Here is a 26,886-nt window from a genome sequence, read left to right as displayed (position 1 = left end):
GCAAGGGCGGAGAGAAGTCATGCACAGTGCATCCCCCATTAAGCGCCGTAAATCGACGCGTATTCATGTCGGCAGCGTGCCGATCGGCGACGGCGCGCCTATCGCCGTCCAGTCCATGACCAACACCCGCACCACCGACGTCGATGCGACGGTGGCGCAGATCCGCGCACTGGAGCGGGTCGGGGTGGATATCGTGCGCGTATCGGTGCCCACCATGGAGGCGGCTGAAGCGTTCCGGCTGATCAAACAGCAGGCGCAGGTGCCGCTGGTGGCCGATATCCACTTTGACTACCGTATTGCGCTGAAGGTGGCGGAGTACGGCGTAGACTGTCTGCGCATCAATCCGGGCAATATCGGCAATGAGAGCCGGATCCGCTCGGTAGTCGACTGTGCTCGCGATCGCGGTATTCCGATCCGCATCGGCGTTAACGCCGGATCGCTGGAGAAGGACATCCAGGAGAAGTACGGTGAGCCGACCCCGCAGGCGCTGCTGGAGTCAGCCATGCGCCACGTCGATATTCTGGATCGCCTCAACTTTGACCAGTTTAAGGTGAGCGTGAAGGCCTCCGACGTATTCCTGGCGGTTGACGCCTACCGCCTGCTGGCGGCGCGCATCGATCAGCCGCTGCACCTGGGGATTACCGAGGCCGGCGGCGCTCGCAGTGGATCGGTGAAATCCGCCATTGGGCTGGGAATGCTGCTGGCGGAGGGGATCGGTGATACCCTGCGCGTATCGCTGGCCGCCGATCCGGTAGAAGAAGTGAAGGTGGGATTTGATATCCTCAAGTCGCTGCGCATCCGCTCGCGCGGGATCAACTTTATCGCCTGCCCGACCTGCTCCCGTCAGGAGTTTGATGTGATCGGAACGGTGAATGCGCTGGAACAGCGCCTAGAAGACATCATCACGCCGATGGACGTATCGATCATCGGCTGCGTGGTTAACGGGCCGGGCGAAGCGCTGGTCTCCACTCTGGGCGTGACCGGCGGACACAATAAGAGCGGCTTCTATGAGGACGGTGTCCGCCAGAAGGAGCGCTTTGATAACGATGCGATCATCGATCTGCTGGAGGCGAAGATCCGCGCCAAGGCCGCCATGCTCGATGAAAAGATGCGCATTGGCGTCACGACGCTGGACGATCGGTGATGACGGGCGGCGCGTTCTGGCGCCGCCGCTGTTTGCCCGCGTTGAAGAGGGGCCGTGAATCCCTCTATAATCGGGCCAGTTTTTGCAAATTACATAGAGAGTTGACGTGGCGAAGAATATCCAGGCCATTCGTGGCATGAACGACTATTTGCCGGCAGATACGGCGCTGTGGCAGCCGATTGAAGCGGCGCTTAAGCAGGTGCTGGCCAGCTACGGCTACAGCGAAATCCGTTTGCCGATTGTAGAGCAGACCCCGTTATTCAAACGCGCCATTGGTGAAGTGACCGATGTCGTTGAAAAAGAAATGTATACCTTCGAGGATCGCAACGGCGACAGCCTGACCCTGCGTCCGGAAGGCACCGCTGGCTGCGTGCGCGCCGGTATCGAACATGGTCTGCTGTACAATCAGGAGCAGCGTTTGTGGTACATCGGGCCGATGTTCCGCCACGAACGTCCGCAGAAGGGGCGCTATCGCCAGTTTCATCAGCTGGGGGCGGAAGTGTTCGGCCTGGCCGGTCCCGATATCGATGCGGAAATCATCATGATGACCGCCCGCTGGTGGAAGGTGCTGGGGATTGCCGATCACGTCGCGCTGGAGCTGAACTCCATCGGTTCGCTGGAGGCGCGCGCAGCCTACCGCGACGCCCTGGTCGCCTATCTGGAGCAGTATAAGGATCAGCTGGATGAGGACTGCCAGCGTCGCATGTACAGCAATCCGCTGCGCGTGCTGGACTCGAAGAATCCGCAGGTACAGGCGCTGCTGAATGAGGCTCCGCGCCTGTCTGAGTACCTGGACGCCGACTCCCGCGAACACTTTGACGGCCTGTGCCGTCTGCTGGACGACGCCGGGATCGCCTATACGGTCAACGAGCGTCTGGTGCGCGGGCTGGATTACTATAACCGTACCGTATTTGAGTGGGTGACCACGAGCCTTGGCGCACAGGGCACCGTCTGCGCAGGGGGCCGTTACGACGGTCTGGTGGCGCAGCTGGGGGGACATGCGACGCCGGCGGTAGGCTTTGCTATGGGGCTGGAGCGTCTGGTGCTGCTGGTTCAGGCGGTCAACCCGGATTTCCTGCCGCAGCGCGCGGTCGAGGTCTACCTGATCGCCGCCGGTGAAGGGACCCAAAGCGCGGCGATGCGCCTGGCGGAGCAGCTGCGCGACGCACTGCCGCAGCTGCGTCTGATGACTAACTACGGCGGCGGTAACTTCAAGAAGCAGTTTGCCCGCGCCGATAAATGGGGCGCCCGCATCGCGCTGGTGCTGGGCGAGAGCGAAGTACAGAATGGTCAGGTGAACGTGAAGTGCCTGGCAAGCGGTGAACAGCAGACCGTGGCGCAGGATCAGGCCGCGACGCTGCTGGCGACCCTGTTGGGCTAAGGAGCAGGAAACAGTGGAAGTCTATAGCACAGAGAACGAACAGGTTGATGCCATCCGCCATTTCTTCCAGGAGTATGGCAAAACGCTGGTGGTGGGCGTGGTGATTGGCGTCGGCGCGCTGCTCGGCTGGCGTTACTGGGTTGGCCATCAGCAGGCCAACATGGCGCAGGCTTCCCAGTCCTATCAGCTGGCCAGCGAGGCGCTGAGCGGCGGTAAGCAGGACGGCGTGGCGCTCAGCGAAGCCTTTATCAAAGAGAATGGCAACAATTACGGCGTACTGGCGGCGCTGCAGCTGGCGCAGTATGAGGTCGAGAAGTCTGACTTCGCCAAGGCCCAGACCCAGCTGGTCTGGGCGGCGGGGCAGGCCAAAGACGAAAACTTGAAGTCCCTGAGCGACCTGCGCCTGGCGCGGGTACAGCTGCAGGAGAATCAGCTGGATGCGGCGCTGAAAACCCTGGATGGCGTCACGGCCAAAGGGTGGCAGCCGCTGGCCCAGGATGTACGCGGCGACGTTCTGCTGAAGAAAGGCGACGCCAAGGGCGCGCGTGAGGCCTATAGCAAAGGGCTGGCGGAGAGCGCCTCCCAGTCGCTGCAGGCGCTGCTGCGGATGAAACTGAATAATTTATCCAGCTAAGGGGATAATCGATGCAATTGCGTAAAACGCTCCTGGTCGGCTTACTGTCAGCAACCATGCTGAGCGGATGCTCCTGGTTCGGCGGCGAGACGGATACGGTCGTCATGGCCCCGCTGCCGCAGGTAGAGAACCAGTTTACGCCGCAGACGGTATGGAGCCGCTCGGTAGGTAACGGCGTCGGTGACTTCTATTCCCACCTGCGTCCGGCGTTTCAGGATAACCATATCTACGCCGCTGACCGTCAGGGGCTGGTGATGGCGATGAACGCCGAAAACGGCGAGAAGCTGTGGTCGGTGAATCTTGGCGAGAAAGAGGGCTGGTTCTCCCGCAGCGACGCGCTGCTGTCCGGCGGCCTGACCGTCTCCGGCAGCAAGGTCTATGTCGGCTCTGAGCACGCGGTCGTCTATGCGCTGAACAGCGATGACGGCAGCGTCGCTTGGAAAACCACGGTAGCCGGCGAGGCGATCTCCCGTCCGGTGGTCAGCGACGGTCTAGTGCTGATCCACACCTCTAACGGTATGCTGCAGGCGCTGGATGAGAGCGATGGTACGATCAAGTGGACCATCAGCCTGGATATTCCGTCGCTGACTCTGCGCGGCGAATCCGCTCCGGCGGTGGCCTATGGCGCTGCTATCGTCGGCGGTGATAATGGCCGCGTCAGCGCGGTGCTGCTGCAGCAGGGGCAGATGATTTGGCAGCAGCGGGTGGCTCAGCCGACCGGTGCGACCGAGATCGATCGCCTGAATGATATCGATATGACGCCGGTGGTAGTGGACGGGGTGGTGTATACCCTGGGCTACAACGGCAGCCTGTCCGCGCTGGATCTGCGTTCTGGCCAGATCGTCTGGAAACGCGATATGGGCGGGGTGAATAATATCATCGTCGACGGCGGGCGTATTTATCTGGTGGATCAGGATGGCCGCGTCGCCGCCATGAGCACCAGCGGCGGCGTCGCCCTGTGGAAAAACAGCGAGCTGCTGCACCGCGGCGTAACGGCGCCGGTGTTGTACCGTGGCTATCTGGTGGTCGGTGACGCCGACGGTTACCTGTACTGGATCAACCCGGACGATGGTCGTCTGGTGGTTGAGCAGAAGCTGAACGGCTCCGGCCTGCTCAGCGCCGGACAGGTGGCGGGCGATAACCTGATTATTCAGGCGCGCGATGGTGAAGTTTACGCCATCTCCCGTTGATTTATAACATGATATAGGGCGGCTTCCGCCGCCCGGAACGGCTCCTGATGACCTCAGGGGCCGTTTCGTCTTCTGCATATTTTCCCGTTGTCGACGGCGGCGGGGAATGACATTACGTAATAGAGGCTTCAACAATGATACCTGTCGTCGCGCTGGTCGGGCGCCCGAATGTGGGGAAATCCACCTTATTCAACCGGTTGACACGCACCCGCGATGCGTTGGTCGCCGACTTCCCCGGATTGACCCGAGATCGCAAGTATGGTCGTGCTGAAGTAAACGGTCACGAGTTTATCATTATCGATACCGGCGGTATCGACGGCACCGAAAATGGGGTCGAGACCCACATGGCGGAGCAGTCGCTGATGGCGATTGAAGAGGCCGATATCGTGCTGTTTCTGGTCGATGCCCGCGATGGCCTGCTGCCGGCGGACGAGGCCATTGCCCGCCATCTGCGCAGCCGCGATAAGGCGACGTTCCTGGTTGCCAACAAAACCGACGGCATTGACGCCGAGGTGGCCATCGGGGACTTTTACGCCCTGGGGATGGGGGAGGTTCATCCTATCGCAGCCTCCCATGGTCGCGGTGTGACCCAGCTTATCGAAGATGCGCTGGTCCCGTTTATTCCACCGGAAGAGCCGGCGCCGGTGCTGAGCGAAGAAGAAGAGAACGCAGCCTACTGGGCCGCGCTGGAGGCAGACGCCGACGGCGAGGCGCAGGAGGAGGAAGATGCGTTTGATCCCATCAATCAGCCCATTAAAATTGCGATTGTCGGGCGTCCTAACGTCGGTAAGTCCACGCTGACCAACCGCATCCTGGGCGAAGACCGGGTCGTGGTGTATGACATGCCGGGCACCACCCGCGACAGCATCTATATTCCGATGGAGCGTGACGAGCGCGAATACGTGCTGATCGACACCGCCGGGGTGCGCAAGCGCGGCAAGGTTACGGATACCGTTGAGAAGTTTTCGGTCATCAAGACGCTGCAGGCGATTGAAGATGCCAACGTGGTGCTGCTGGTGATCGATGCTCGCGAGGGGATCTCCGATCAGGATCTCTCTCTGCTCGGCTTTATCCTCAATAGTGGGCGCTCACTGGTGGTGGTGGTCAATAAGTGGGACGGCCTGAGCCTGGAGGTCAAAGAGCAGGTGAAGGATATGCTGGATCTGCGTCTGGGATTCGTCGACTTCGCCCGCATCCACTTCATCTCCGCCCTGCACGGCAGCGGCGTGGGCAACCTGTTCGAATCGATTCAGGAAGCCTACGAAAGTGCCACCCGCCGCGTCAGCACCGCGATGCTGACCCGCATTATGACTATGGCGCAGGATGACCACCAGCCGCCGATGGTTCGCGGGCGCCGAGTGAAGCTGAAGTATGCGCACGCCGGGGGCTATAACCCGCCGATCGTGGTGATCCACGGTAATCAGGTGAAGGATCTGCCGGACTCCTACAAGCGCTACCTGATGAACTACTTCCGCCGCTCTTTGAACGTGATGGGGACGCCGATCCGCATTCAGTTTAAAGAGGGGGATAACCCGTTTGCCAATAAGCGCAACACCCTGACGCCAAACCAGATGCGTAAGCGTAAGCGTCTGTTGAGCCACCTGAAAAAGGCGAAGTAATCGTTAATTACGGGACACGTTTGTGTCCCGTTTTTTTTGCCTCGGCCCTATGTTAGGCTATTTATCATACCTGCTCTGGGCGTCGTTGGCGGTCATGTTGACCCCACGTGACACGCGTGGCGGGAGTGGGCCCTGGCGGTTCCCGTCGGTGAGTGAGCACCTACGGCGGCCCGGTCGCGCGCGGATGCGACGCCCCTCTCAGTCGACGGATTCGGCCTTGCGCCGCCCAATATCCTTCCCGCCTGTAACAAGGATGTGCTATGTCCTGGGAGACCTGGAGTTTTGCCTTTGGCGTTACCGTTCCTAACCTGTTGATGCTGCTGATCGGCATACTGCTGCGCCGCTGCCAGCTGCTCGACGATCGCTTTTGCGACAGCGCGACCCGGCTGGTGTTTAACCTGTCGCTGCCCTGCCTGCTGTTTTTCAGCATCGCCACCGCACAGGCCTCTCTGCGGCAGAATCTGCCCTTTGTGCTATATGGCGCCGGAGCGACGCTGCTGAGCTTTCTCCTGCTGGAGTGGGTATCGCGCTGGCTGGTACGCGATCCGCGTGAGCGGGGGATTTTTGTTCAGGGCGGCTTTCGCGCCAATACGGCGATCGTCGGCCTAGCCTACTGCGCCAGCGCCTACGGCAGCGAGGGGGTTGCCATCGGTTCGCTCTACATGGCAGTGACGGTGATCCTGTTCAACGTCCTGTCGGTGATCACCCTGACGCGCTCGCTGTACGGCGACGCTCAGCGTGGGATCGGCTGGCGCACCGTGCTGCGTGGGATCGTCAGCAATCCGCTGATCATCGCTATCGTACTGGGGCTGCTGTGGAGCGCGGCTGGCCTGGCGATGCCGCAGGTAATACACGCGACCGGCAACTTCCTCTCCGCCATGGCCCTGCCTCTGGCGCTGCTGTGCGCCGGCGCCAGCATTGACTGGCGCGCCATGTTCGGCGCCTCGAACGTGGCGGGGTATGCCTCGCTGGCCAAGCTACTGCTGGTGCCGCTGCTGCTGACCGGTGGCGCCTGGCTCTGCGGTTTCCGCCATGTTACGCTGGGGGTGATCTTTCTGCTGAGCGCCACGCCGACGGCGGCGGCGAGCTACGTGATGACCCGGGCGATGGGCGGCAATGCGACGCTGGCGGCGAATATTATCGCCATTACGACCCTGGGATCGTTTTTTACCACGGCGCTGGGGCTTTACTTCCTGCGCCAGTGGGGCGTTATTTAGGAGAGTGTGATGCAAGCTAGCTGTCCGCAGTGCCAGCATGAGCTACAGTGGCAGCAGGATGGGGGCTTTTTCTGTCCATCCTGCCGCCTGGCCTATCGCCGCGAGGCGCTCTGTCCCCAGTGTCAGCAGCCGTTACAGGTGCTGAAGGCGTGCGGCGCCGTTGATTATTTCTGCTCGCATGGGCATGGACTGATCTCTAAAAAGCAGGTGCATATACGCTATATTCCTTGCTAAATACAGATTAATTTTAAATTGAATTTAAATACCCCGATTGGGGTATTTTTTATTTATTGTGATTTGATTTTATAGATTTTATTCTTTATGTCGTAATTTCTGCATAATTTCTCTGTATAAATCTCCTGTTACATTCTCTCCGTGTTTTAAATTACAGAATACACCTTTGCTCCGTGTGGTATTTATCCGCATTGATCGAAAACAATATTTTTTATCCGGGTTTTGCTATTCATGCTAGGCGTGACAAATAAAAATTAAGCTGCGCACGGAGTGGGGTGTTTTTTATTTTCCGGTTGTCGGGTGATATTGCTCGATACGCGGTGGCTGGGATTACTTTATCTACTTGGTGAATCTATTTTCACCCTGATGCCCACGGATGTGCGATGTATAACTCATAACCTGCGTGCCATGACCCGTGCGACAGGGATATAACTCTGGATGGAATGCTTATGATTAAGGTAAGCAATGCGCTGCAGCGTATTTTGATCGGCGCCGCGCTGGCGCTGTTTGGCGGGGGGGCTCAGGCGGCCACCGCGGATGCCGCCGCCGCGGCAGAGACGGCGCCGCCGAAGGTCGAGGCGCGCAACGATCGCTTCGCCGCGCCGCACCCTGACCAGTATGCCTCCTGGAAGGCTACCGCCGACCAGAGTGAGCGCAGCGATGCGCTGGCAGAGGATCCGCGCCTGGTGATCCTGTGGGCCGGCTACGCCTTTGCCAAGGACTATAACAAGCCGCGCGGCCACGCCTATGCGTTGACCGACGTGCGCGAGACCCTGCGCACCGGCGCGCCGATGAAGCCGGAGGATGGGCCCCAGCCGATGGCCTGCTGGAGCTGTAAGAGTCCGGACGTGGCGCGGATGATCGCCGAGCAGGGTGAAGCGGCCTATTTCCACGGCACCTGGGCGCGCGGTGGGCCGGAGATCGTCAACGCCCTGGGCTGCGCCGACTGCCATAACACCGCCTCCGATGACTTTGCCGCCGGTAAACCGGCCCTGCAGCTGTCGCGCCCCTACGCCGCGCGAGCGCTGGAGGCGATAGGCAAACCGTTCGATAAAGCCAACCGCATCGATCAGCAGTCGATGGTATGCGGTCAGTGCCACGTGGAGTACTACTTCTCCGGCAAAGAGAAAACCGTCAAATTCCCCTGGGATCAGGGCACCAGCGTCGATGAGATCGAGGCCTATTATGACGGCATCGCCTTTACCGACTGGGTTAATCCGCTCTCTAAGGCGCCGATGCTGAAGGCGCAGCACCCAGAGTATGAGACGTGGCGCGCTGGGATCCACGGGCAGAACAACATCTCCTGCGTCGATTGCCATATGCCGAAGGTGCAGAACGCCGAAGGCAAGCTGTACACCAGCCATAAGATAGGCAATCCGTTCGATAGCTTTGAGCAGACCTGCCGGACCTGCCATACCCAGGATAAAGCGACGCTGCAGCAGACCGTGGCCAAGCGCAAGCAGGATGTTAATGAGATCAAGCTGAAGGTCGAGGATCAGCTGGTACGGGCGCACTTTGAGGCCAAGGCCGCCTGGGCCGCCGGCGCCAGCGAGGCCGAAATGCAGCCGATCCTGACCGATATTCGCCACGCCCAGTGGCGCTGGGACTTCTCTATTGCCTCCCACGGCGTGCATATGCATGCGCCGGATGTCGCGCTGCGGATGCTGGGCACCGCGCTGGACAAGGCGGCCAATGCGCGTACTCAGCTGGTACGGGTGCTGGCTAAGCACGGCGTCAACGATGCGGTACCGCTGCCGGATATCTCCACCAAGGCGCAGGCGCAGCAGGCGCTGGGGATGAATATGCAGCAGTTTACGCAGGAAAAGCAGACTTTCCTGAATACGGTTGTTCCTGAGTGGGAAGCCCAGGCGCGCAGCGCCGGGCGCCTGGACCATTAACCCCTGCGCCCCGCGCTGCGGGGCACTGCAGATGGAGTCATCATGAATCTACTGCGTTCGTTATTTACCGCCGGGGCGCTGGTCAGTGGGCTGCTGCTTTCCCCCCGTCATTCTCCACCCCGCCAGCGGCGGGCGAGGGGGCGACGGCCAAGCAGGCCGAGGTCGTTTTACAGCGCGATCCCAATCAGGGGTGTCTGGACTGCCATAAAACGCCGCAGGATCGCTTGCACGGGCGCCATAGCCAGGAGCTGAATCCCAATACCGGCTCGGCGATCGCCTGCAGCAACTGCCATGGCAACGTTTCCCTTGAACGTCATCGCGACGGCGCGCCGGACGTGATGCGCTTCAACCGCGATGGGCACAGCGCAGCACAGCAAAACAGCGTGTGTATGTCCTGCCATCTACCGGAGAAGCTGCAAAAGGCGTTTTGGCCGCACGACGTACATCTGACCGCGGTGAACTGCGCTGCCTGTCACAGTCTGCATCCGCAGTCGGATCCGGTCATCCGGCTGAACGAGCGCGAGCGCGTCGCGCTGTGCGTAGACTGTCACCGCCAGCAGCAGGATAACCCGGCGTTCGATCCGGCAGCGGTGACGCTGAAAATGCCGGGTAAGGAGCTGCGCCCATGAGTTGCTCCCGCCGACGTTTCATCGCTGGGCTGGGCGTCATGGCGCTCTCCGGCGGCGCCTTGCCGCGGGTGGTGGCCTCCGCCGTGACGCCGCAGGGCGTCCGGCTGGGCATGGTGTATGATGAAAACCGCTGCATCGGCTGTACCGCCTGCATGGAAGCCTGCCGCGAGGTTAACCGGGTGCCCGCCGGAGTATCACGCCTGGAGATCATCCGCAGCGAGCCCATCGGCCAGTTTCCTGAGGTGAAATACCGCTTCTTTCGCCACTCCTGCCAGCACTGTGACGATGCGCCCTGCGTCAACGCCTGCCCTACCGGTGCGTCGTTCCGCGACGCCGCCAGTGGTATTGTCGACGTCAATCCCGAGCTGTGCGTCGGTTGTCAGTACTGCATCGCCGCTTGCCCCTATCGGGTGCGCTTTATTCACCCGCAGACTCGCACCGCCGATAAGTGCGACTTTTGCCGTAAAACCAACCTGAAGGCGGGTAAGGAACCCGCCTGCGTGCTGGCCTGTCCGACTCAGGCGCTCACCTTTGGCGATCTCGACGATCCCGCCAGCGCGGTGAGCCGCCTGCTGCGTGAGCAGCCGAGCTACCGCTACAAGCTGGCGCTGGGCACCCGCCCGAAACTGTATCGCATTCCGTTCCGCTACGGGGAGGTGACCCCATGACATCGCCGTTTCATTTTCCGTCGCTGGTCTGGGATTGGCCCATCGCCATCGATCTGTTTCTGGTCAGCGTTTCTGCCGGTCTGGTTGCGCTGGCGGTCATGGCGCGCGGTTGGCGCGGAGCGCGCGCAGAGGCCAGCGCGGTGATGCGCGCCACGCTGTGGCTGGCGCCGCTGACGGTCATGCTGGGGCTGCTGATGCTGGCGCTGCATCTGACGCGGCCGTGGATGTTCTGGAAGGTCAGCCTGCACTATAACTTGAGTTCGGTGCTCTCCGTGCGGGTGCTGCTGTTCCAGCTCTACCTGCCGCTGCTGCTGCTGTGGCTGGCGCTGTGGTTTACGCCGGCGCTGACCGGGCTGCTGCAGCGCCGGCTGCCGGGCGCACTGCGCCTGTCTGCGCTGCTGACGCGCCTGCAGGGGCTGCGTCGCCCGCTGTCTATCCTCCTGCTGATCCTGGCGCTGCTGCTGGGTATCTATAATGGTCTGCTGCTCTCGGCGCTGAAGTCCTACCCGATGCTGAACTCGCCCCTGTTGCCCGCGTTGTTCCTGTGCGCCGCACTGAGCTGTGGCGTGGCGGTAGCCCTATTGGCCTCGCTGTGGCTGCACGGTGACGACGTGGCACAGGAGCAGGCGTGCCTGCGCCGTATCGAGGCTCCCCTGGGGGGCGTGCTGCTGGCGCTGCTGCTGCTGTTTGTGCTGGGGCTCGCGCAGGGCGACGCGGCTAAGCAGCGGGCGCTGGCCACGCTGGTGGACGGCGGCTTCTGGAGCTGGTGGCTGTGGCTGGGCGTGGTCGGCATTGGCATTATCCTGCCCCTGATGCTGCGCCTGGTGACGCGGGGCAGCCTGCGCCTGCGCATCCTCCTGGGGAGTGGAATAACGCTGTGCGGCCTGCTGCTGCTGCATCTGTTCATCCTGTACGCTGGACAGCTGACGGTGGTCTGAGCTGGCGATGAGGCGAATCTACCCCCTAAGGAGCCGGTGTGCTGTGGTGGCCTGAACTGGGATTTATTGCCCTGCTGCTGGCGCTGTGCGTCAGCCTGTTGACGGCGCTGCTGAGTCTGGCGAGCGGTTCGTCGTGGGCGCGACGCCTGCCCGCGCTATGTCCACGGCGCGGGTCGCTGGCTCAGCTGGCGCTGACGGCGGCGGGGTTTGCGCTGCTGCTGCTGGCACTGCTGACCGATGATTTCTCCTTGCGCTATGTCGCTCAGCACAGCCATTCCGCGCTGGCGCGCGGGCTAAAGCTGGCCGCCGCCTGGGGCGGCCACGAGGGGTCGCTGCTGCTGTGGCTGCTGTGCCTGGCGGGATGGAGCGCTCTGTATGCCCTGTGCGCCCGCCGTCAGGCGGCACAGGCGAACGCCTATACCCTGGGGCTGATGGCGCTGATCGTCGGCGCCTTTCTGCTGTTTATCGTCACCCTCGGCGATCCCTTCGCGCGTCAGTTTCCCGCACCGGCGGAGGGGCGCGATCTAAACCCGATGCTGCAGCACCCTGGGCTGATCTTCCATCCGCCGCTGCTCTATCTCGGCTATGGCGGGTTGGCCCTGTGCGCCGCCCGCCTGTTGGCCGGGCTGCTGGCGCGCCAGACGGCGCAGGCGATGGCTGACGGCTGCTGGCGCTGGCTGCTGCCGGCCTGGGGATGTCTGAGCGCCGGGATCATCTTGGGGTCATGGTGGGCCTACAGCGAGCTGGGCTGGGGTGGGTTCTGGTTTTGGGATCCGGTGGAAAACGCCTCGCTGCTGCCCTGGCTGAGCGCGACGGCGCTGCTGCACAGCCTGAGCGTCACCCGGCGCAGCGGCGCGCTGGCGCACTGGTCGCTGCTGCTGGCGCTGACATCGCTGATCTTTACCCTGATGGGCACGCTGATCGTGCGCTCCGGCGTTTTGCTGTCGGTACATGCCTTCGCTTTGGATGAGACGCGCGCGCTGGCGCTGCTGCTGCTGTTCGGCGGCCTTTCCGTCGGTGCCCTGACGCTGTACGCCCTGTCTGCGGGGCGGCTGACGCCGGTGACGGCGCCGGTCTCTCTGCCGCTGCAGGGGATCCTGTGGCTGTTCAGCGCCGCGGCGCTGATCGTGCTGATCGGCACGCTGTATCCCATGCTGTACGGTCTGCTGGGCTGGGGGCGGATTTCGGTGGGCGCGCCTTACTTTAACGGCGTACTGCTGCCGTTCGCGCTGCTGGCGCTGGCGCTGATGCTGTATGGCGGGCTGCGGCATAGGGTGGGGGCGGGTGGGCGCCTGGCTCACCTGGGGGCGCTGCTGTGCGCGCTGGGGATCGGGCTGCACGCCGCCGGGCAGCAGGAGCGCAGCGTGGCGCTGGCGCCTGGGCAGTCGACGCAGCTGGGGGAGTACCGTTTTACCCTGCGGGAGGTAACGCAGTTTGCGCGCGGTAACTATACCGCCGAGCGCGGGGAGATTTGGGTGCAGCGGGGGGGAGAGACGGTGGCGCGCCTGTATCCGGAGCGACGCCACTATCTGGCTCGTAACCAGCAGATGTTTGAGCCGGGCATCAGCTGGAGCTGGCGCGATGAGTGGTATGCCCTGATGGCGGAAAAGCAGGGCGATCGCTACGCCCTGCGCCTGTACCTGCGTCAGGGGGTACGCTGGATTTGGTGCGGCGGTGGTCTGATGATCGCCGGGGCGCTGCTGTGTCTGCGGACGCGACGGAGGGAGCCATGAGAATCATTAGCGGGGGACTCTGGGCGCTGCTGCTGCTGTGTGGTGCCGCGCGGGCGCAGGTGGTGGATGCGTGGGCGTTTCCTTCGCCCCAGGCGCGCGATCAAGGGCTGGCCATCGCCGCCCAGCTGCGCTGCCCCCAGTGCCAGAATCAGAACCTGCTTGAGTCCAATGCGCCGGTGGCCGTGGCGATGCGCCATGAGGTGTTTCGCCGGGTGGCGCAGGGGCAAGATGAGGCGCAGATCGTCGATTTCATGGCGGCGCGCTACGGCGAGTTTGTGCGCTATCGACCCGCCGTCAATCGCCATACGGCGCTGCTGTGGGGACTGCCGCCGCTGCTGCTGTTGATGATCGTCGTCGGACTATGGCGGAGGCGGCGATGAGCCTCTGGCGCGCGCTTTTGCTGCCGACGCTGGCGCTGAGCCTGGCGCTGGCGGGCTATGGCCTGAGCGGACGGGCGGCATCGGTGCTGCAGGCGCAGCGTCTGCGCGACGATCCGCAGCGACAGTTTACTCCCCAGCAGCAGGCGGATCGTATGCTGACGCAGCGCTGGGAGGCGGTGCGAGCGGCACCCGACAGCGGTGAGGCCTGGGCGGCGCTGGGGCAGCACTATCTGTGGCTGGGACAGAGTCGCGACGCTCTGCGCGCCTACGATCGGGCCATCGCGCTGCGCGCCGATAGCGCTGAGCTGTGGGCGGCGCGGGCCGCGGCGGGCTACTACGATGCCGGGCAGCAGATGACGCCGCAGGTGCAGGAGGATATCAGCATGGCGCTGCGTCTCGATCCGGCAGAGGTTTCAGCGCTGATGCTGCTGGCGGCGGATGCGTTTATGCTGGCGGACTATCCGCGGGCGATCGGGCTATGGCAGCGTTTGCTGGACGGCGGATCTGCGCGGATTAACCGGCGTCAGCTGATCGAGGCTATCGCCACCGCCCGCATGATGCAGCGGCAGGGATAGCCTCAACGGGAGGCTTATGCGCTGCGCTTTGCCCTGCGGGGGCGGTGGGCGGTCAAGGGGCGGGTGGCGGTAACCTGACTTTCGACCCAGCCGTCTTCCAGGCGGGTGCGCAGGGTATCGCCCGGTGCGACCTGCTCACGGCGGCGCAGCAGCAGGCCGTCATCGCGCTGGGTTACGCTGAAGCCGCGCGCCAGCGTCGCCAGCGGGCTAATGCCCTCCAGACGTGCGCACAGGGCGCTAAAGCGCTCCCGTCGGGCGGCCACGCTGCGCTGCAGTTGACTTTCTAAACGGTGGTTGAGCTGCTGCAGGCGGTACTGCTGCTGGCGCAGGGTATGCGCCGGAGAGCGCTGCTGCAGGCGTTCTCCGCTCAGACGCCAGCGCCGCTCCGCCAGGCGCAGTCGGGTATCGATGGCCTCTTCCAGGCGACGGCGCAGGTTAAGCAGTCGCGCCTGCTGGCGCGCCAGACGCAGCTGGGGGTGCTGTTGTTCCAGGCGGTGACGCAGCTGCTGCAGGCGCTGACGGCGGCGCGCGAGGGTATAATCCAGCGCCATATCCAGTCGCTGACGCTGGCTCAGCAGACGGCGCAGCAGTTCGTCCCGGTTACGGCTGACCACTTCGGCCGCTGCCGAGGGGGTCGGCGCACGCAGATCGGCGACAAAGTCGGCGATGCTGACGTCGGTCTCATGGCCGACGGCGCTGACGATGGGAATATGGCTGGCGAAGATCGCCCGCGCGACCCGCTCATCGTTGAAGCTCCACAGATCTTCCAGGGAGCCGCCGCCGCGCCCGACGATCAGCACGTCGCACTCCGCGCGCTGGTTGGCCAGCGCAATTGCGCGCACCAGCTGCCCAGGCGCCTCGGCGCCCTGCACCGCGCTGGGATAGATCACCACCGGCAGCGCCGGATCGCGCCGACGCAGTACGTGCAGCATGTCGTGCAGCGCCGCACCGCTGGCGGAGGTGATCACCCCGACGCAGCGCGCCGGTGACGGCAGCGGCTGTTTGTGGCCGACGTCAAATAGCCCTTCGGCCTGCAGACGCTGCTTGAGCGCATCGAACTGCTGCTGCAGCAGGCCGTCGCCCGCCGGCTGCATGCTTTCGGCGATCAGCTGATAGTCGCCGCGCGGTTCATACAGCGTGATACTGGCGCGTACCAAGACCTGCTGGCCATTCTGCGGGCGAAAGGTCACGCGGCGGTTGCTGTTACGAAACATCGCGCAGCGCACCTGTGCCTTGTCATCCTTGAGGGTGAAATACCAGTGACCGGAGGCGGGCTGGGAAAGATTGGAGATTTCGGCCGACAGCCAAATCTGCCCCATCTCCAGCTCCAACAGTTGGCGTACGGTCTGATTTAACCGGCTGACGGTAAAGATGGTGGGGGTAACAGGCTGCGTCATGTGACCTAGATCAAACTTAAAATCATACTGTTAATTAGTCGATACTACATGCATGGCTATGCATCGCAAGATATTTATGAAAAAAATACTGGAGGCAACCGGTTTCGGCCTGTATAATGCCGCGGCAATATTAAATCTGGTTTGACCTTCCTCTCTGGTGAGATATTGCCCATGCTACGTATTGTTAAAGAAGCCCTGACGTTTGATGACGTTCTCTTAGTTCCTGCCCATTCTACCGTTCTGCCGAACACCGCCGAACTTGGCACTCAGCTGACTGCCACTATTCGCCTGAACATTCCTATGCTGTCCGCCGCCATGGACACCGTCACCGAAGCGCGTCTGGCCATTGCGCTGGCGCAGGAAGGGGGCATTGGCTTTATCCATAAGAACATGTCCATTGAGCGCCAGGCCGATGAAGTGCGCCGGGTGAAAAAGCACGAATCCGGCGTGGTGACCGACCCGCAGACCGTGACGCCGAGCACTACCCTGCGCGAAGTGAAGGCCCTGACCGAGCGTAACGGCTTTGCCGGTTACCCGGTGGTGACGGAAGATAACCAGCTGGTGGGGATCATCACCGGCCGCGACGTGCGCTTCGTGACGGACCTGGAGCAGCCAGTCACCGCCGTGATGACGCCGAAAGAGCGCCTGGTGACGGTGAAAGAGGGCGAAGCCCGCGACGTGGTGCTGCAGCGCATGCACGAAAAGCGCGTTGAGAAGGCCCTGGTGGTGGACGATAGCTTCCACCTGCGCGGCATGATCACCGTGAAAGATTTCCAGAAGGCCGAGCGCAAGCCGAACGCCTGTAAGGATGAGCATGGCCGCCTGCGCGTCGGCGCCGCCGTCGGCGCCGGTGCCGGTAACGAAGAGCGCATCGCCGCGCTGGTCGAGGCCGGCGTCGATGTGCTGCTGATCGACTCCTCTCACGGTCACTCCGAAGGCGTGCTGCAGCGCATTCGCGAAACCCGCGCTAAATTCCCGCAGCTGCAGATCATCGGCGGCAACGTTGCGACGGCCGCCGGCGCCAAGGCGCTGGCCGACGCGGGGGTGAACGCCGTCAAAGTGGGTATCGGCCCGGGCTCAATCTGTACCACCCGTATCGTGACCGGCGTCGGTGTACCGCAGATCACCGCCGTCTCTGACGCCGTCGCCGCCCTGGAAGGGACCGGCATTCCGGTGATCGCCGATGGCGGTATCCGCTTCTCCGGCGACATCGCCAAAGCGTTGGCCGCCGGTGCCGCCTGCGTCATGGTCGGCTCCATGCTGGCCGGGACCGAAGAGTCCCCGGGGGAAATCGAGCTGTACCAGGGGCGCTCCTTCAAGTCCTACCGTGGAATGGGCTCGCTGGGCGCGATGTCTAAGGGCTCCTCCGATCGTTACTTCCAGAGCGATAACGCCGCCGATAAACTGGTGCCGGAAGGCATCGAAGGGCGCGTGGCCTATAAAGGCCGCCTGAAAGAGATCGTACACCAGCAGATGGGCGGCCTGCGCTCCTGCATGGGGCTGACCGGCTGCGCCACCATCGATGAGCTGCGCACCAAGGCGCAGTTCGTGCGAATCACCGGCTCCGGTATTCAGGAGAGCCACGTGCACGACGTGACCATTACCAAAGAGTCACCGAATTACCGTCTGGGTTCTTAACCCGGCGAGCCGGGCCCGGCGCAGCGTCGGGCCCGCTGAGTTTGTACCGTTTTGCCCGATCAATTTGCCAATACAGAGCCCCTAATGACGCAAAATATTCATCAAGATCGTATCCTGATCCTGGATTTCGGTTCACAGTACACCCAGTTATTGGCCCGTCGCGTGCGTGAAATCGGCGTTTACTGCGAGCTGTGGGCGTGGGATGTCAGCGAAGCGCAGATCCGCGAGTTCAACCCCAGCGGCATCATTCTGTCCGGCGGCCCGGAGAGCACCACCGAAGCCGGCAGCCCGCGTGCGCCGGAGTACGTATTCCAGGCCGGCGTCCCGGTCCTGGGCGTCTGCTACGGCATGCAGACCATGGCCATGCAGCTGGGCGGTCGCGTGGAAAGCTCCACCGAGCGCGAGTTTGGCTATGCCAAGGTCGAGGTCACGGCGCCGGGTCGTCTGTTCGACGGCATTCAGGACGCCCTCAGCGCCAACGGCAACGCCGTGCTGGACGTGTGGATGAGCCACGGTGACAAAGTGACGGCGATCCCGTCTGACTTCACCACCGTCGCCAGCACCGAAACCTGCCCGTACGCCATTATGGCCAACGAGGAAAAACGCTTCTACGGCGTGCAGTTCCACCCGGAGGTTACCCATACCCATCAGGGTCAGCATATGCTGCAGCGCTTCGTGCTGGAGATCTGCGGCTGCGCCGCGCTGTGGACCCCGGCCACCATCATCGAAGATGCCGTTGCCCGCATGCGTGAGCAGATCGGCGACGACGAGGTGATCCTCGGCCTGTCCGGCGGCGTGGACTCTTCTGTCACCGCGCTGCTGCTGCACCGCGCCATCGGCAAGCGCCTGACCTGCGTCTTCGTGGACAACGGCCTGTTGCGCCTGAACGAAGCCGAGCAGGTGATGGACATGTTCGGCGATCGGTTCGGTCTGAACATCATCCACGTCAACGCCGAAGCGCGCTTCCTCTCTGCGCTGTCCGGCATCGCCGATCCGGAGGTCAAGCGCAAGACCATCGGCCGCGTGTTCGTCGAGGTGTTCGATGAAGAGGCGACCAAGCTGCCCCAGGTCAAGTGGCTGGCGCAGGGCACCATCTACCCGGACGTGATCGAGTCCGCCGCCTCTGCCACCGGCAAGGCGCACGTGATCAAGTCGCACCACAACGTGGGCGGTCTGCCGAAAGAGATGAAGCTGGGTCTGGTCGAGCCGCTGAAAGAGCTGTTTAAGGATGAAGTGCGCAAGATCGGTCTGGAGCTGGGGCTGCCGTACGACATGCTGTACCGCCACCCGTTCCCGGGGCCGGGTCTGGGCGTGCGCGTGCTGGGCGAAGTGAAGAAAGAGTACTGTGATCTGCTGCGCCGCGCCGATGCCATCTTCATCGAAGAGCTGCACAAGGCCGACCTGTATAACAAGGTGAGCCAGGCGTTTACCGTCTTCCTGCCGGTGCGCTCCGTCGGGGTGATGGGCGATGGCCGTAAGTATGACTGGGTGGTCTCCCTGCGTGCGGTGGAAACCATCGACTTCATGACCGCGCACTGGGCGCACCTGCCTTACGACTTCCTGGGGCGGGTCTCCAACCGTATCATCAACGAAGTCAACGGCATCTCCCGCGTGGTGTACGATATCTCCGGTAAGCCGCCGGCCACTATCGAGTGGGAATAAGCCGATAACCCTTCCTGAGTTTTCATGAACAGGTAAAAATGCAATCAACCCTCTGTTTTTACAGGGGGTTTTTATTTATGTGCATTCATGAATTTTCTATGTGGCGCACAGCTCCTGACGGTAAACTTGACGTAATCGTCGAAAAAGTAGACAGTTCTCTTTAGCCAATACGTACAGTAATTAGTCAATTCTGACGGTATTTCCGGAGGGCGTATGCTTACCGATATCCAGCTTAAAAGACTTAAACCGCAGGAAAAAATCTACAAAGTTACCGATCGTGATGGGCTCTATGTGGCCGTATCGCCCACTGGAACTCGCTCATTTCGTTACGATTATCGGATTAATGGCCGTCGTGAAACTTTGACCATTGGACAGTATGGTGCTGACGGTATTTCACTGTCTGAAGCGCGTGAACAACTCATTGCCGCCAAAAAGCTGATCAAGTCAGGCGTGTCGCCTGCTGTGAAGAAACGTGACGGTAAAAATCAGATCAGAAATGCGGAAACTTTTGCAAATTTTACCGTCAGCTATATGAAGCGTGCCTCCCTTGCAGACAGCACAAGATCGATGAAGCAGGCCGTCATTGACCGGGACATCATTCCTTTTCTGGGTAATAAGCAAATGGCGGAGATTACGCCGTCAATGGTTCGAACCCTGTGCGATCGCATTGTGGATCGTGGCGGTAATGCCACGGCGGTACAGGCGCGTGAGATTATCAGTAGCGTTTATACATACGCGAAAAACCGGGGGCATGACTTTAAGAATCCTGCTCAGGATATCAAGGCCAGTTCGATAGCCACATTTCTTCCTCGTGACAGAACCCTTTCTCTGCCGGAAATTTCTATCTTCTTTAATACGCTGGATACCGTTGCTGGCATGCCCACGCTCAAACTGGCCCTGAAGCTGATTTTCCTTACGCTGGTGCGTAAAAGTGAATTTACTCAGGCGACCTGGAATGAAGTGAATTTCAATACTAATGAATGGATCATACCCAAAGGTCGTATGAAAGGGGGGCGGCCTCATGTCGTCTATCTTTCCCGTCAGGCTTGCGATCTGCTGGTGGCGCTGCAAATGTGTGCCGGAGGAAGTCCTTACTTACTTGCAGGGCGCTACAGTATCAACAAACCGCTGTCTAATGCAGCTCTCAATGGTGTTATCACCACAACGGTAAAAGTTGCACAGTCGCAGGGGGAGGCGCTGGAGCATTTTACCGTCCATGACATGCGATGAACAGCCAGTACTTTATTGCACGAGGCAGGGTATCCATCAGACTGGATAGAGAAATGCGCTCGCGCATGAGCAAAAAGGGGTGAGGGCAATTTACAACAAAGCGAAATACGCGCAGCAGCGTACTTACATGTTGCAGCAGTGGGCGGATATGGTTGATGGGTGGATCGCCGGGACGCTGGTGAGGCTTACACCGTTTTCTCCAACCAACTACGAAAAGTGGATGTTGGGCGAAGCCAGTGGTTTGAATTACGGTAATTAATACCATGACTCAGGCGTATCCACATTGATATCTAGAAATTGGCTGGATTCACCATATTTTTAATCTAAGGCCATAAGTATATGGTTTGTATAAAGTGCTGTATATAAAACTAGTGTTTTTATATATAGGTTTTTAAATGGGGTATAATGTGATAAGTTGGATAAAATGGATAATTTAACTTAGATATCAAAAGATTTCGTATTAGTTTAATGCACGATTGGGTGATAACTTTTTAAAGCATATCTTTAAGGTATTCCGAACATGCTTGAATGTCATTTCTATGCGCTACCTGCTGGCCAAGGGGATTGTTTAGTAATTCAATTCCAAGGGGACGATGGTGAATATCACAATATTCTCATTGATGGTGGGAATAGAAATCAATTAGAGTTTAACATACAGAAAAGAATGTTAATTTCGATAATTGATAATGGTAATAAAGGAATCTTTGATCTTGTAATTGTAACGCATAGTGATGACGATCACATTTCAGGTATTCTTAAAATTATGGGAGATAGTGATTTAGAGCCACTAGTAAAAGAGTTATGGTTTAATTCTGAGAAAACAATAAATTCTTTTTTTAATACTAAATGCAAAAATACACAAAAATATAACCTTGATGGGAAAATTATCGGGAGTAATAAGTCATCAAGGGCGCAAGATAATAATTTATACACTCTTTTAGATAAAGGTAATAAGTGGAATAAAAGAATCATATTATCAGGGATGTCAGAAAAAATAGCTAATTTGACTATTAATATATTATCACCTACTAAAGATAAATTATCTGCTCTTAATAAATATTGGCCTAAGCAGAAGTTAGGTCCAGTTAAATCCAGTGGAGAACATGGATATGATTATAAGACTTCATTGCGAGAGTTTTATGAGAAAATGGATGATTTTACAGAGGACAATAGTGTTGTCAATGGAGCTAGTATAGCATTAAATATTGAATGGAAAGAAAGACGATTCCTGCTTCTTTCCGATGCTCATCCTACTATTGTCGCAGAAAGTATAATAGATTTATACGGCGTAGAGAAAACAATATTCGATATAGTCAAAATGTCCCATCATGGGAGTGCGAAAAATATCAATAACGATTTGCTCTCTTTGATCAGTTGTCGTGATTTTGTAATTTCAGCTGACGCAAATAAACGGCATTTTCATCCGAATAAAGAAGCGTTAAGTCGTGTGTTATTTAGTAATGGTATAGAAAATACTATATTTCATTTTACTTACGACAAGGAAGAGTTAAGAAATATATTTTTATCGGAGCCAGATGTTATGGTGAGGTTTCCATGCAACAAAAATGATGGAGTTCATCTCTCTTATGAGTATTGATATAGCAGATAAGTTGGGAGTGAAAGTAAGCTATAACAATAAAAATAGTAGTGGTTTTATTTGCCATGGTGATGATTATTCTTACGTATTAACAGCAAAGCATTCAATATGTAAATCCAGTCCTAACGATTGTAAGTTTAAACATAAGAAATGTGATACCTGTGTTTTTAGTGGTGCGGCAAAAACTAAAGTAAGCATTTGCAAACCTGATACTGATACTTTTCCCCTATGCAAAGTAAAGGATATTTTACTTTCTCCAAAGAAAGATGTTGCTATTTTGGTCTTAAATGATAAATCTCATCTTGATTTAAAAAGAAAAGTATTACCAAGAACAAAAATCATTAATGCTGCTAATTATAATCCATCACATAAATTTGTTTCTTGCGGTTATCCTGCAATTAATGAACATCAATCTGTTCAACCTTTGCACTATGATAATTTTAGTTTATTTAGAAATGAAAAAATTTGTCTTCAAATTATTAATGATACATTGACTGCATTAGAGGATCCTAAAAATGGTCTTTCAGGGAACTCTGGTGCAGGGATTATTTTAAATTCGTCTAGTTGTGTGGGGTTACTAGGGCTTTATACTGATACTGGTGATTACGGTATTTGTTATGGTGATATAGTTGATTTTTCTATAAATGAGCTTCTTACATCTTCCGGATACGTCCCTTTAGAAGTGGAAGAGGATCTATCAAATAATTTTAAAGCACTAATTCAGTCCGATTTTATGGAGTGCTTTGTCCGAATGGAATGTGATTTAAATTTAGACAAAAATCGAATTGTTAATCTGTATAGGCTGTGTTTAGATGGTAAAAAATATGATTATGTTAAGATTGGTGATCGGTTAATTGATTGTATTCCATCATTTTCCCTTTCCCGTAAGCAATTAATGAGGTGTCGCGAGAGAAATACATTTGGAAATGCTACGCTATCCGCGATACGTAATTTTTTGAAAATAGAAAGGAAGACAAAAATATCCGAAATGTTATTACAAGGATTCCTTGAATCGTATCTGCATGCGCCTAAACTGTATTCATTTGATGAAATAAATAATGCAGGTTTTCATGGTGCCCATGTTAAATTTAATAAAAATAGGAATGTTGAGTTAATTCATTCGGCTGCATTTATATCTAATTCGCTAGCGGATGGCGTTTCATATGCGATAGATGCTATTCTTAAAGCATTTCCTGAGTTAAGATCGTTGGATGGTTTGCTTGGTAATACATTTTTAGAAACAAACTTTACCGAAGATGAGTGCCAAATCCTAGCCAGTCTTCTTATCCCGGGAGAGTCTTCGTACTCGCAGGGTTATGAAGACAGATTGGCTATATTTATTGGCTATAACCATAAGATTGAAGAGTCACTCATATATGAGAATGCATCTAGGTTTCCGTCTTTGCTTGAACAAAAAGTTATTCTCAATGTTCAGCAGGCACTAGAATATCGGAAAGAGGAAATCAATAAGTTATCAATAGTTAATGCAACTATTGATTGTTTTTTTGTTCCATTCGATGATGTAAATAAATTTAATGACGAGTTCATTGAGAGTCTAAAAAATGAAGAAGCTTGATTCTTTCATTATAGAAAAAATATTTAACAGCGCATATTTTAAAAAGCTTTATAAAAAAATAATAAAAGCATATTCTGCGTTGACTATAGAATCTGAGAACCATTTCAATATTTCCAATACAGAGTTGAGAGACATATTTAGATTTATTGATTTGTTGGCGAACTCATCTAATCAAAATGCTAGGATGTGTGCATATCACTGGATTAGTTTACTTGAACCATTTTCTGATAAATGGGGGAAGTTCTCACTAATCTCTTCTTTAGTCTACTCTAAACTTGGTTTATACGCATTAGATTTTAATGATCATGCTCTTCCATTTTCGCAGCGACTTGAGAATGAAGCGAAGAAATCTGCCCAAACATTTAATAACACATATATATTCACCGATGCACAGTTTGATATTTATACTGATATGCTGAAATCACCTTATTATAGTTTTTCAGGTCCAACGTCATTGGGGAAATCATTTATTCTAAAACGCTATATTGAAGAGATTATTCAAAATTCTACATCAAACATTGTCATCTTAGTCCCAACAAGAGCATTGATAAGTCAGTTTTCTTTGGAGATTAAAAATGAATTATATGAACTTATTGAAAATTTCAATTATAAAATAGTGACTCACGGATCATTAGCAAGTAAATCAGATGCCGTAATCATTAAGCATATTTTTATATTGACGCCGGAACGATTGCTTAATTTGTTCTCGCAAGGCAAGGCAGTTAGTATAGATTATTTGTTTGTTGATGAAGCACATAAATTATCAAATAATGATGACTCAGATGTGCGGAGCCTTACAGAGTATAATGCTATCGACAGTGCATTATTCAACAATCCAAATATGAAAATTGTTTTTTCTTCCCCAAACATTGAAAATCCTGAGGTTTTTTTAAATCTTTTTGGGCGTGAAAAAATTTATGCAAGTAGGATTATTGAATCACCAGTGTCACAAAATCTTTATCTTATTGATTTTCATAAAAAAGAAATTAAATATTTTTCTAATTCAGAATGCATCGATATTGAAAGTGATTCTTTATATACACTCAATAAAAAAAGTGATTTTATTTATAATATAGGGAGCCGACATGGATCAAATATGATATATTGTTCTAGTCGGGCTAAAGCTGTTGATTCTGCACTTGAATTTTATCAAATAAGGCTCTCAGAAAATATTGTTTTATCTCCTTTGTTGATTGATTCCATAAAAAAAATAAGTAATTATATTCATCCTGAGTATTATTTAGCTATGTTTCTAATGAAGCGAATTGCTTATCATCATGGACAATTACCACAAGCAATAAGAAATATAGTTGAAGAATTATTCCGAAATGGAGGTATTGATTTTATCTTTTGTACACCTACTTTGGTTGAAGGCGTTAATATGCCAACTCGGAATATATTTATCAATTGTGATGATAAAATTAGATTAATCGCTGATGCGAAAAAAAATCCTAATAAGACACTTGCCTTTTGGAATCTGGCTGGTCGGGCGGGTAGATATTGCAAGGAGTTATCTGGGAATATTTTTTGTTTACAGGATGAATCAAATCGATGGGATAATACTGATATTTTTTTAGAGAAAACAGCGCATTTAACTACAACTATAGATGCCCGGATAGAAAGTAAATCTGGGTTAAGAGAAATAGAGCGCTATCTTTCTGATACGGAGACTGATATTTCTAAAAGGAACCAGGCGATAGAGTATCTCGCTAATATTATGGCTGTAGACACTATTAGATTTAAAAATAATCTGAAAGATAGTTTTGTCCTGCGGAAATTTTATGATATACATCGAGAAGAATTGTTATCTCTTGCTAAACTAAAAGCAAATGATATTTTAGATATTCCTATAGATATTATAAATTCCTATAAATCTCTTAATTTTAAAATACAACGAAAAGTATTTGATTACGTTAGCATATCTCCTGTAAACAAAAAACTCCCATCGCTCGACTATGCAAATATTTTGTCGATATTGGAGTTGTTTTATGATCTTTATAGATGGGGTGAAACAGAAACTAAATATGTAAAGTCAAAAGAACAATTGACTTATTTTGCTACTTTAATGAATCAGTGGACCAATGATTATTCAATAAACAGAATTATAAACGAAAATATTGATCTAAAAAGAACCATTGTCATTGAACGGGGACAACAACCCATACCTTTTGATAAAAACGATATTAATCATGTTAACAAAGTGATTGATGATATTCTTTATAACATAGAGAGAATTTTATCGTTCTTTTTTGAAAAATATTTCAATCACTACTATAAATGCCTGGCAGCAATTTTAGGTGAGGACAATGCGGGACATAATTGGGCGACATTTCTTGAGTATGGCTCTAAGAATCCATTATGTATTAGCTTACAAACATTAGGTATTTCAAGGCATGCTGCAAATATAATTGCGTCTTCTAGAGAATTCAGGAAATATTTAAAGTTCAATGAGGATTCATATGAGCTAATTAGTGTTAATAAGCAAGGGCTGTTGAATTCTATGCAAAAAGATTCTGTTGAATATGGAGAGGTTAAAATATTTCTTTGAAGATTGGGCTATTTATGAGGCTAATATATTGAGTGTATGGAAGTTTAACGATTATATACTTGCTCAATATATTTACCTCTACCATCTCCATGTCCCAGATCCGTTGAGGTTACCGCCAGCGCCTCTTTGTGGCTCAGACCCTGCTCCTCGTAATACCGGATCGCGTCCTGCGCCCAGGCATAGCGCAGGGAGTGGGGTGAGTATTCGCCCGTCAGCTCGGCATCGCGAAGATGGTTGTGCCAGTAGTCCATCGCGGATTTCAGATCCAGTTTGTCAATCAGATGTCCGTCACGCTCCCCGGCAATCTCAAGCGCCTCTTTCACCGCCTGGCGAACGGCTTCCCGGTCAATCACCTGTGTCATGCGCGGTCGTCCGCCTTTGGTGCCAAAGATCACTGGCAGACGTTCAGCCCCTTTTTCCAGCTGTTTATCCCAGGTTTTCAGCGACTGGCAGTGTAAATAGACCCATTTTAGTTCCAGGCATTTTTTGAGATCCCGGCCAAATAATGGTGCTGTCGATACTCCTCCGGTGTCATATTGTTCAGTGATTCATGCGGACGTTCACAGTTATATTCTGATAACCATTTCTCCGTGATTTCCCGCACTTCATTCAGCGTTCTGAACAGATAAAAATCGAGTATTTCTGTACGGTATGTCCTGTTAAAACGCTCGATGAAAGCATTCTGCGTCGGCTTACCCGGCTGGATAAACTCCAATTTTACTGCGTGCCTCTCTGCCCATTCAGCCAGCGCCAGAGAGATAAATTCCGGACCATTATCCATGCGCAGCATGGCCGGATAGCCACGGTTTGCCGCGATCCTGTCGAGAACACGAACGACTCGCTGAGCTGGCAGATTCAGATCGATTTCAATCGACAACGCCTCACGGTTAAAGTCATCAACGACATTGAACGTGCGAAAACGACGGCCACAGGCCAGTGCATCATGCATAAAATCGACAGACCAGCTCTGGTTTAGCGCTTCCGGTGTGGCCAGTGGC

At 55.2% G+C, this 26,886-nt stretch carries 20 protein-coding genes and 3 pseudogenes; 20 read left to right on the top strand and 3 right to left on the bottom strand.

The features are described 5' to 3' along the window. Positions 1–19: 19 nt before the first annotated feature. From ispG to BRD58_RS14535, 14 genes and pseudogenes are all read left to right on the top strand, one after another. Positions 20–1,144 (top strand): flavodoxin-dependent (E)-4-hydroxy-3-methylbut-2-enyl-diphosphate synthase, encoded by a 1,125-nt coding sequence (gene ispG, locus BRD58_RS14600; protein ID WP_012849627.1) that lies wholly within the window; start codon positions 20–22, stop codon positions 1,142–1,144. A gap of 106 nt (positions 1,145–1,250) precedes the next feature. Beyond that, positions 1,251–2,525, top strand: coding sequence for a histidine--tRNA ligase (hisS, locus tag BRD58_RS14595; protein WP_069579247.1), 1,275 nt, complete (start codon positions 1,251–1,253; stop codon positions 2,523–2,525). A gap of 13 nt (positions 2,526–2,538) precedes the next feature. Then, positions 2,539–3,159, top strand: a complete 621-nt coding sequence (locus BRD58_RS14590) for a YfgM family protein (protein WP_012849625.1) — start codon at positions 2,539–2,541, stop codon at positions 3,157–3,159. A gap of 11 nt (positions 3,160–3,170) precedes the next feature. Further along, on the top strand, positions 3,171–4,349 hold the full coding sequence (gene bamB / locus BRD58_RS14585) for an outer membrane protein assembly factor BamB (RefSeq protein ID WP_012849624.1): 1,179 nt from the start codon (positions 3,171–3,173) through the stop codon (positions 4,347–4,349). A gap of 134 nt (positions 4,350–4,483) precedes the next feature. After that, positions 4,484–5,968, top strand: coding sequence for a ribosome biogenesis GTPase Der (gene der, locus BRD58_RS14580; protein ID WP_012849623.1), 1,485 nt, complete (start codon positions 4,484–4,486; stop codon positions 5,966–5,968). A 260-nt stretch (positions 5,969–6,228) separates the two neighbouring features. After that, complete coding sequence (locus BRD58_RS14575) at positions 6,229–7,185, top strand: AEC family transporter (RefSeq protein WP_069579245.1); 957 nt, start codon at positions 6,229–6,231, stop codon at positions 7,183–7,185. 9 nt (positions 7,186–7,194) lie between these two features. Beyond that, positions 7,195–7,419, top strand: a complete 225-nt coding sequence (locus BRD58_RS14570; RefSeq protein ID WP_015462209.1) for a zinc ribbon domain-containing protein — start codon at positions 7,195–7,197, stop codon at positions 7,417–7,419. Between the two features lie 449 nt (positions 7,420–7,868). Beyond that, complete coding sequence (gene nrfA / locus BRD58_RS14565) at positions 7,869–9,317, top strand: ammonia-forming nitrite reductase cytochrome c552 subunit (protein ID WP_069579243.1); 1,449 nt, start codon at positions 7,869–7,871, stop codon at positions 9,315–9,317. Between the two features lie 42 nt (positions 9,318–9,359). Next, a pseudogene (gene nrfB, locus BRD58_RS14560) lies at positions 9,360–9,946 on the top strand (cytochrome c nitrite reductase pentaheme subunit). Further along, complete coding sequence (locus BRD58_RS14555; RefSeq protein ID WP_012849618.1) at positions 9,943–10,614, top strand: 4Fe-4S dicluster domain-containing protein; 672 nt, start codon at positions 9,943–9,945, stop codon at positions 10,612–10,614. Before nrfB ends, BRD58_RS14555 begins: the two are co-directional and overlap by 4 nt. Further along, complete coding sequence (gene nrfD / locus BRD58_RS14550) at positions 10,611–11,552, top strand: NrfD/PsrC family molybdoenzyme membrane anchor subunit (protein WP_069579240.1); 942 nt, start codon at positions 10,611–10,613, stop codon at positions 11,550–11,552. The genes BRD58_RS14555 and nrfD overlap by 4 nt, the downstream gene beginning before the upstream one ends. 38 nt (positions 11,553–11,590) lie before the next feature. Continuing rightward, positions 11,591–13,285 carry a heme lyase CcmF/NrfE family subunit gene (locus tag BRD58_RS14545; RefSeq protein WP_073383471.1) on the top strand — a complete coding sequence of 565 codons (1,695 nt, stop codon included), beginning with the start codon at positions 11,591–11,593 and terminating at the stop codon, positions 13,283–13,285. Continuing rightward, positions 13,282–13,665, top strand: coding sequence for a heme lyase NrfEFG subunit NrfF (gene nrfF, locus BRD58_RS14540; protein WP_012849615.1), 384 nt, complete (start codon positions 13,282–13,284; stop codon positions 13,663–13,665). Before BRD58_RS14545 ends, nrfF begins: the two co-directional genes overlap by 4 nt. After that, a complete protein-coding gene (locus BRD58_RS14535) occupies positions 13,662–14,240 on the top strand; it encodes a TPR domain-containing protein (RefSeq protein ID WP_012849614.1) in 579 nt (192 codons plus the stop codon). The genes nrfF and BRD58_RS14535 overlap by 4 nt, the downstream gene beginning before the upstream one ends. Positions 14,241–14,254: 14 nt before the next feature. On the opposite strand, the gene xseA is transcribed toward BRD58_RS14535, so the two are convergent. Next, on the bottom strand, positions 14,255–15,637 hold the full coding sequence (xseA, locus tag BRD58_RS14530) for an exodeoxyribonuclease VII large subunit (protein WP_069579238.1): 1,383 nt from the start codon (positions 15,635–15,637) through the stop codon (positions 14,255–14,257). Between the two features lie 171 nt (positions 15,638–15,808). Between xseA and guaB the strand changes: the two genes are divergently transcribed. From guaB to BRD58_RS14505, 6 genes and pseudogenes are all read left to right on the top strand, one after another. Continuing rightward, complete coding sequence (gene guaB, locus BRD58_RS14525; protein WP_012849612.1) at positions 15,809–17,275, top strand: IMP dehydrogenase; 1,467 nt, start codon at positions 15,809–15,811, stop codon at positions 17,273–17,275. An 84-nt stretch (positions 17,276–17,359) separates the two neighbouring features. Then, entirely contained in the window at positions 17,360–18,937 is a 1,578-nt protein-coding gene (gene guaA / locus BRD58_RS14520; RefSeq protein WP_012849611.1) for a glutamine-hydrolyzing GMP synthase, read from the top strand. A gap of 213 nt (positions 18,938–19,150) precedes the next feature. Further along, positions 19,151–20,426, top strand: a pseudogene (locus tag BRD58_RS14515) (tyrosine-type recombinase/integrase). Positions 20,427–20,687: 261 nt separating this feature from the next. Continuing rightward, positions 20,688–21,764: a ComEC/Rec2 family competence protein gene (locus BRD58_RS17995; protein ID WP_133176318.1), complete on the top strand. Its 1,077-nt coding sequence runs from the start codon at positions 20,688–20,690 to the stop codon at positions 21,762–21,764. Beyond that, positions 21,754–23,340 carry a Hachiman antiphage defense system protein HamA gene (locus BRD58_RS17755; protein ID WP_158024517.1) on the top strand — a complete coding sequence of 529 codons (1,587 nt, stop codon included), beginning with the start codon at positions 21,754–21,756 and terminating at the stop codon, positions 23,338–23,340. The genes BRD58_RS17995 and BRD58_RS17755 overlap by 11 nt, the downstream gene beginning before the upstream one ends. Continuing rightward, a complete protein-coding gene (locus tag BRD58_RS14505) occupies positions 23,327–25,888 on the top strand; it encodes a DEAD/DEAH box helicase (protein ID WP_071890351.1) in 2,562 nt (853 codons plus the stop codon). The genes BRD58_RS17755 and BRD58_RS14505 overlap by 14 nt, the downstream gene beginning before the upstream one ends. Before the next feature lie 44 nt (positions 25,889–25,932). Here the strand turns inward: BRD58_RS14505 and BRD58_RS14500 are convergent. Both BRD58_RS14500 and BRD58_RS14495 read right to left on the bottom strand, forming a co-directional pair. Beyond that, a pseudogene (locus BRD58_RS14500) lies at positions 25,933–26,340 on the bottom strand (integrase domain-containing protein); the annotation flags it as partial. Positions 26,341–26,357: 17 nt separating this feature from the next. Next, positions 26,358–26,886: IS3 family transposase (locus BRD58_RS14495; RefSeq protein ID WP_073383960.1), on the bottom strand; the 529-nt coding region annotated here is incomplete at its 5' end.

The sequence above is a fragment of the Edwardsiella piscicida genome, assembly GCF_001896205.1.
In the GTDB taxonomy this organism is placed as follows: domain Bacteria; phylum Pseudomonadota; class Gammaproteobacteria; order Enterobacterales; family Enterobacteriaceae; genus Edwardsiella; species Edwardsiella piscicida.
The sequence above is the reverse complement of the archived record's forward strand: the minus strand, read 5'-3'. Positions and strand labels throughout refer to the sequence as shown.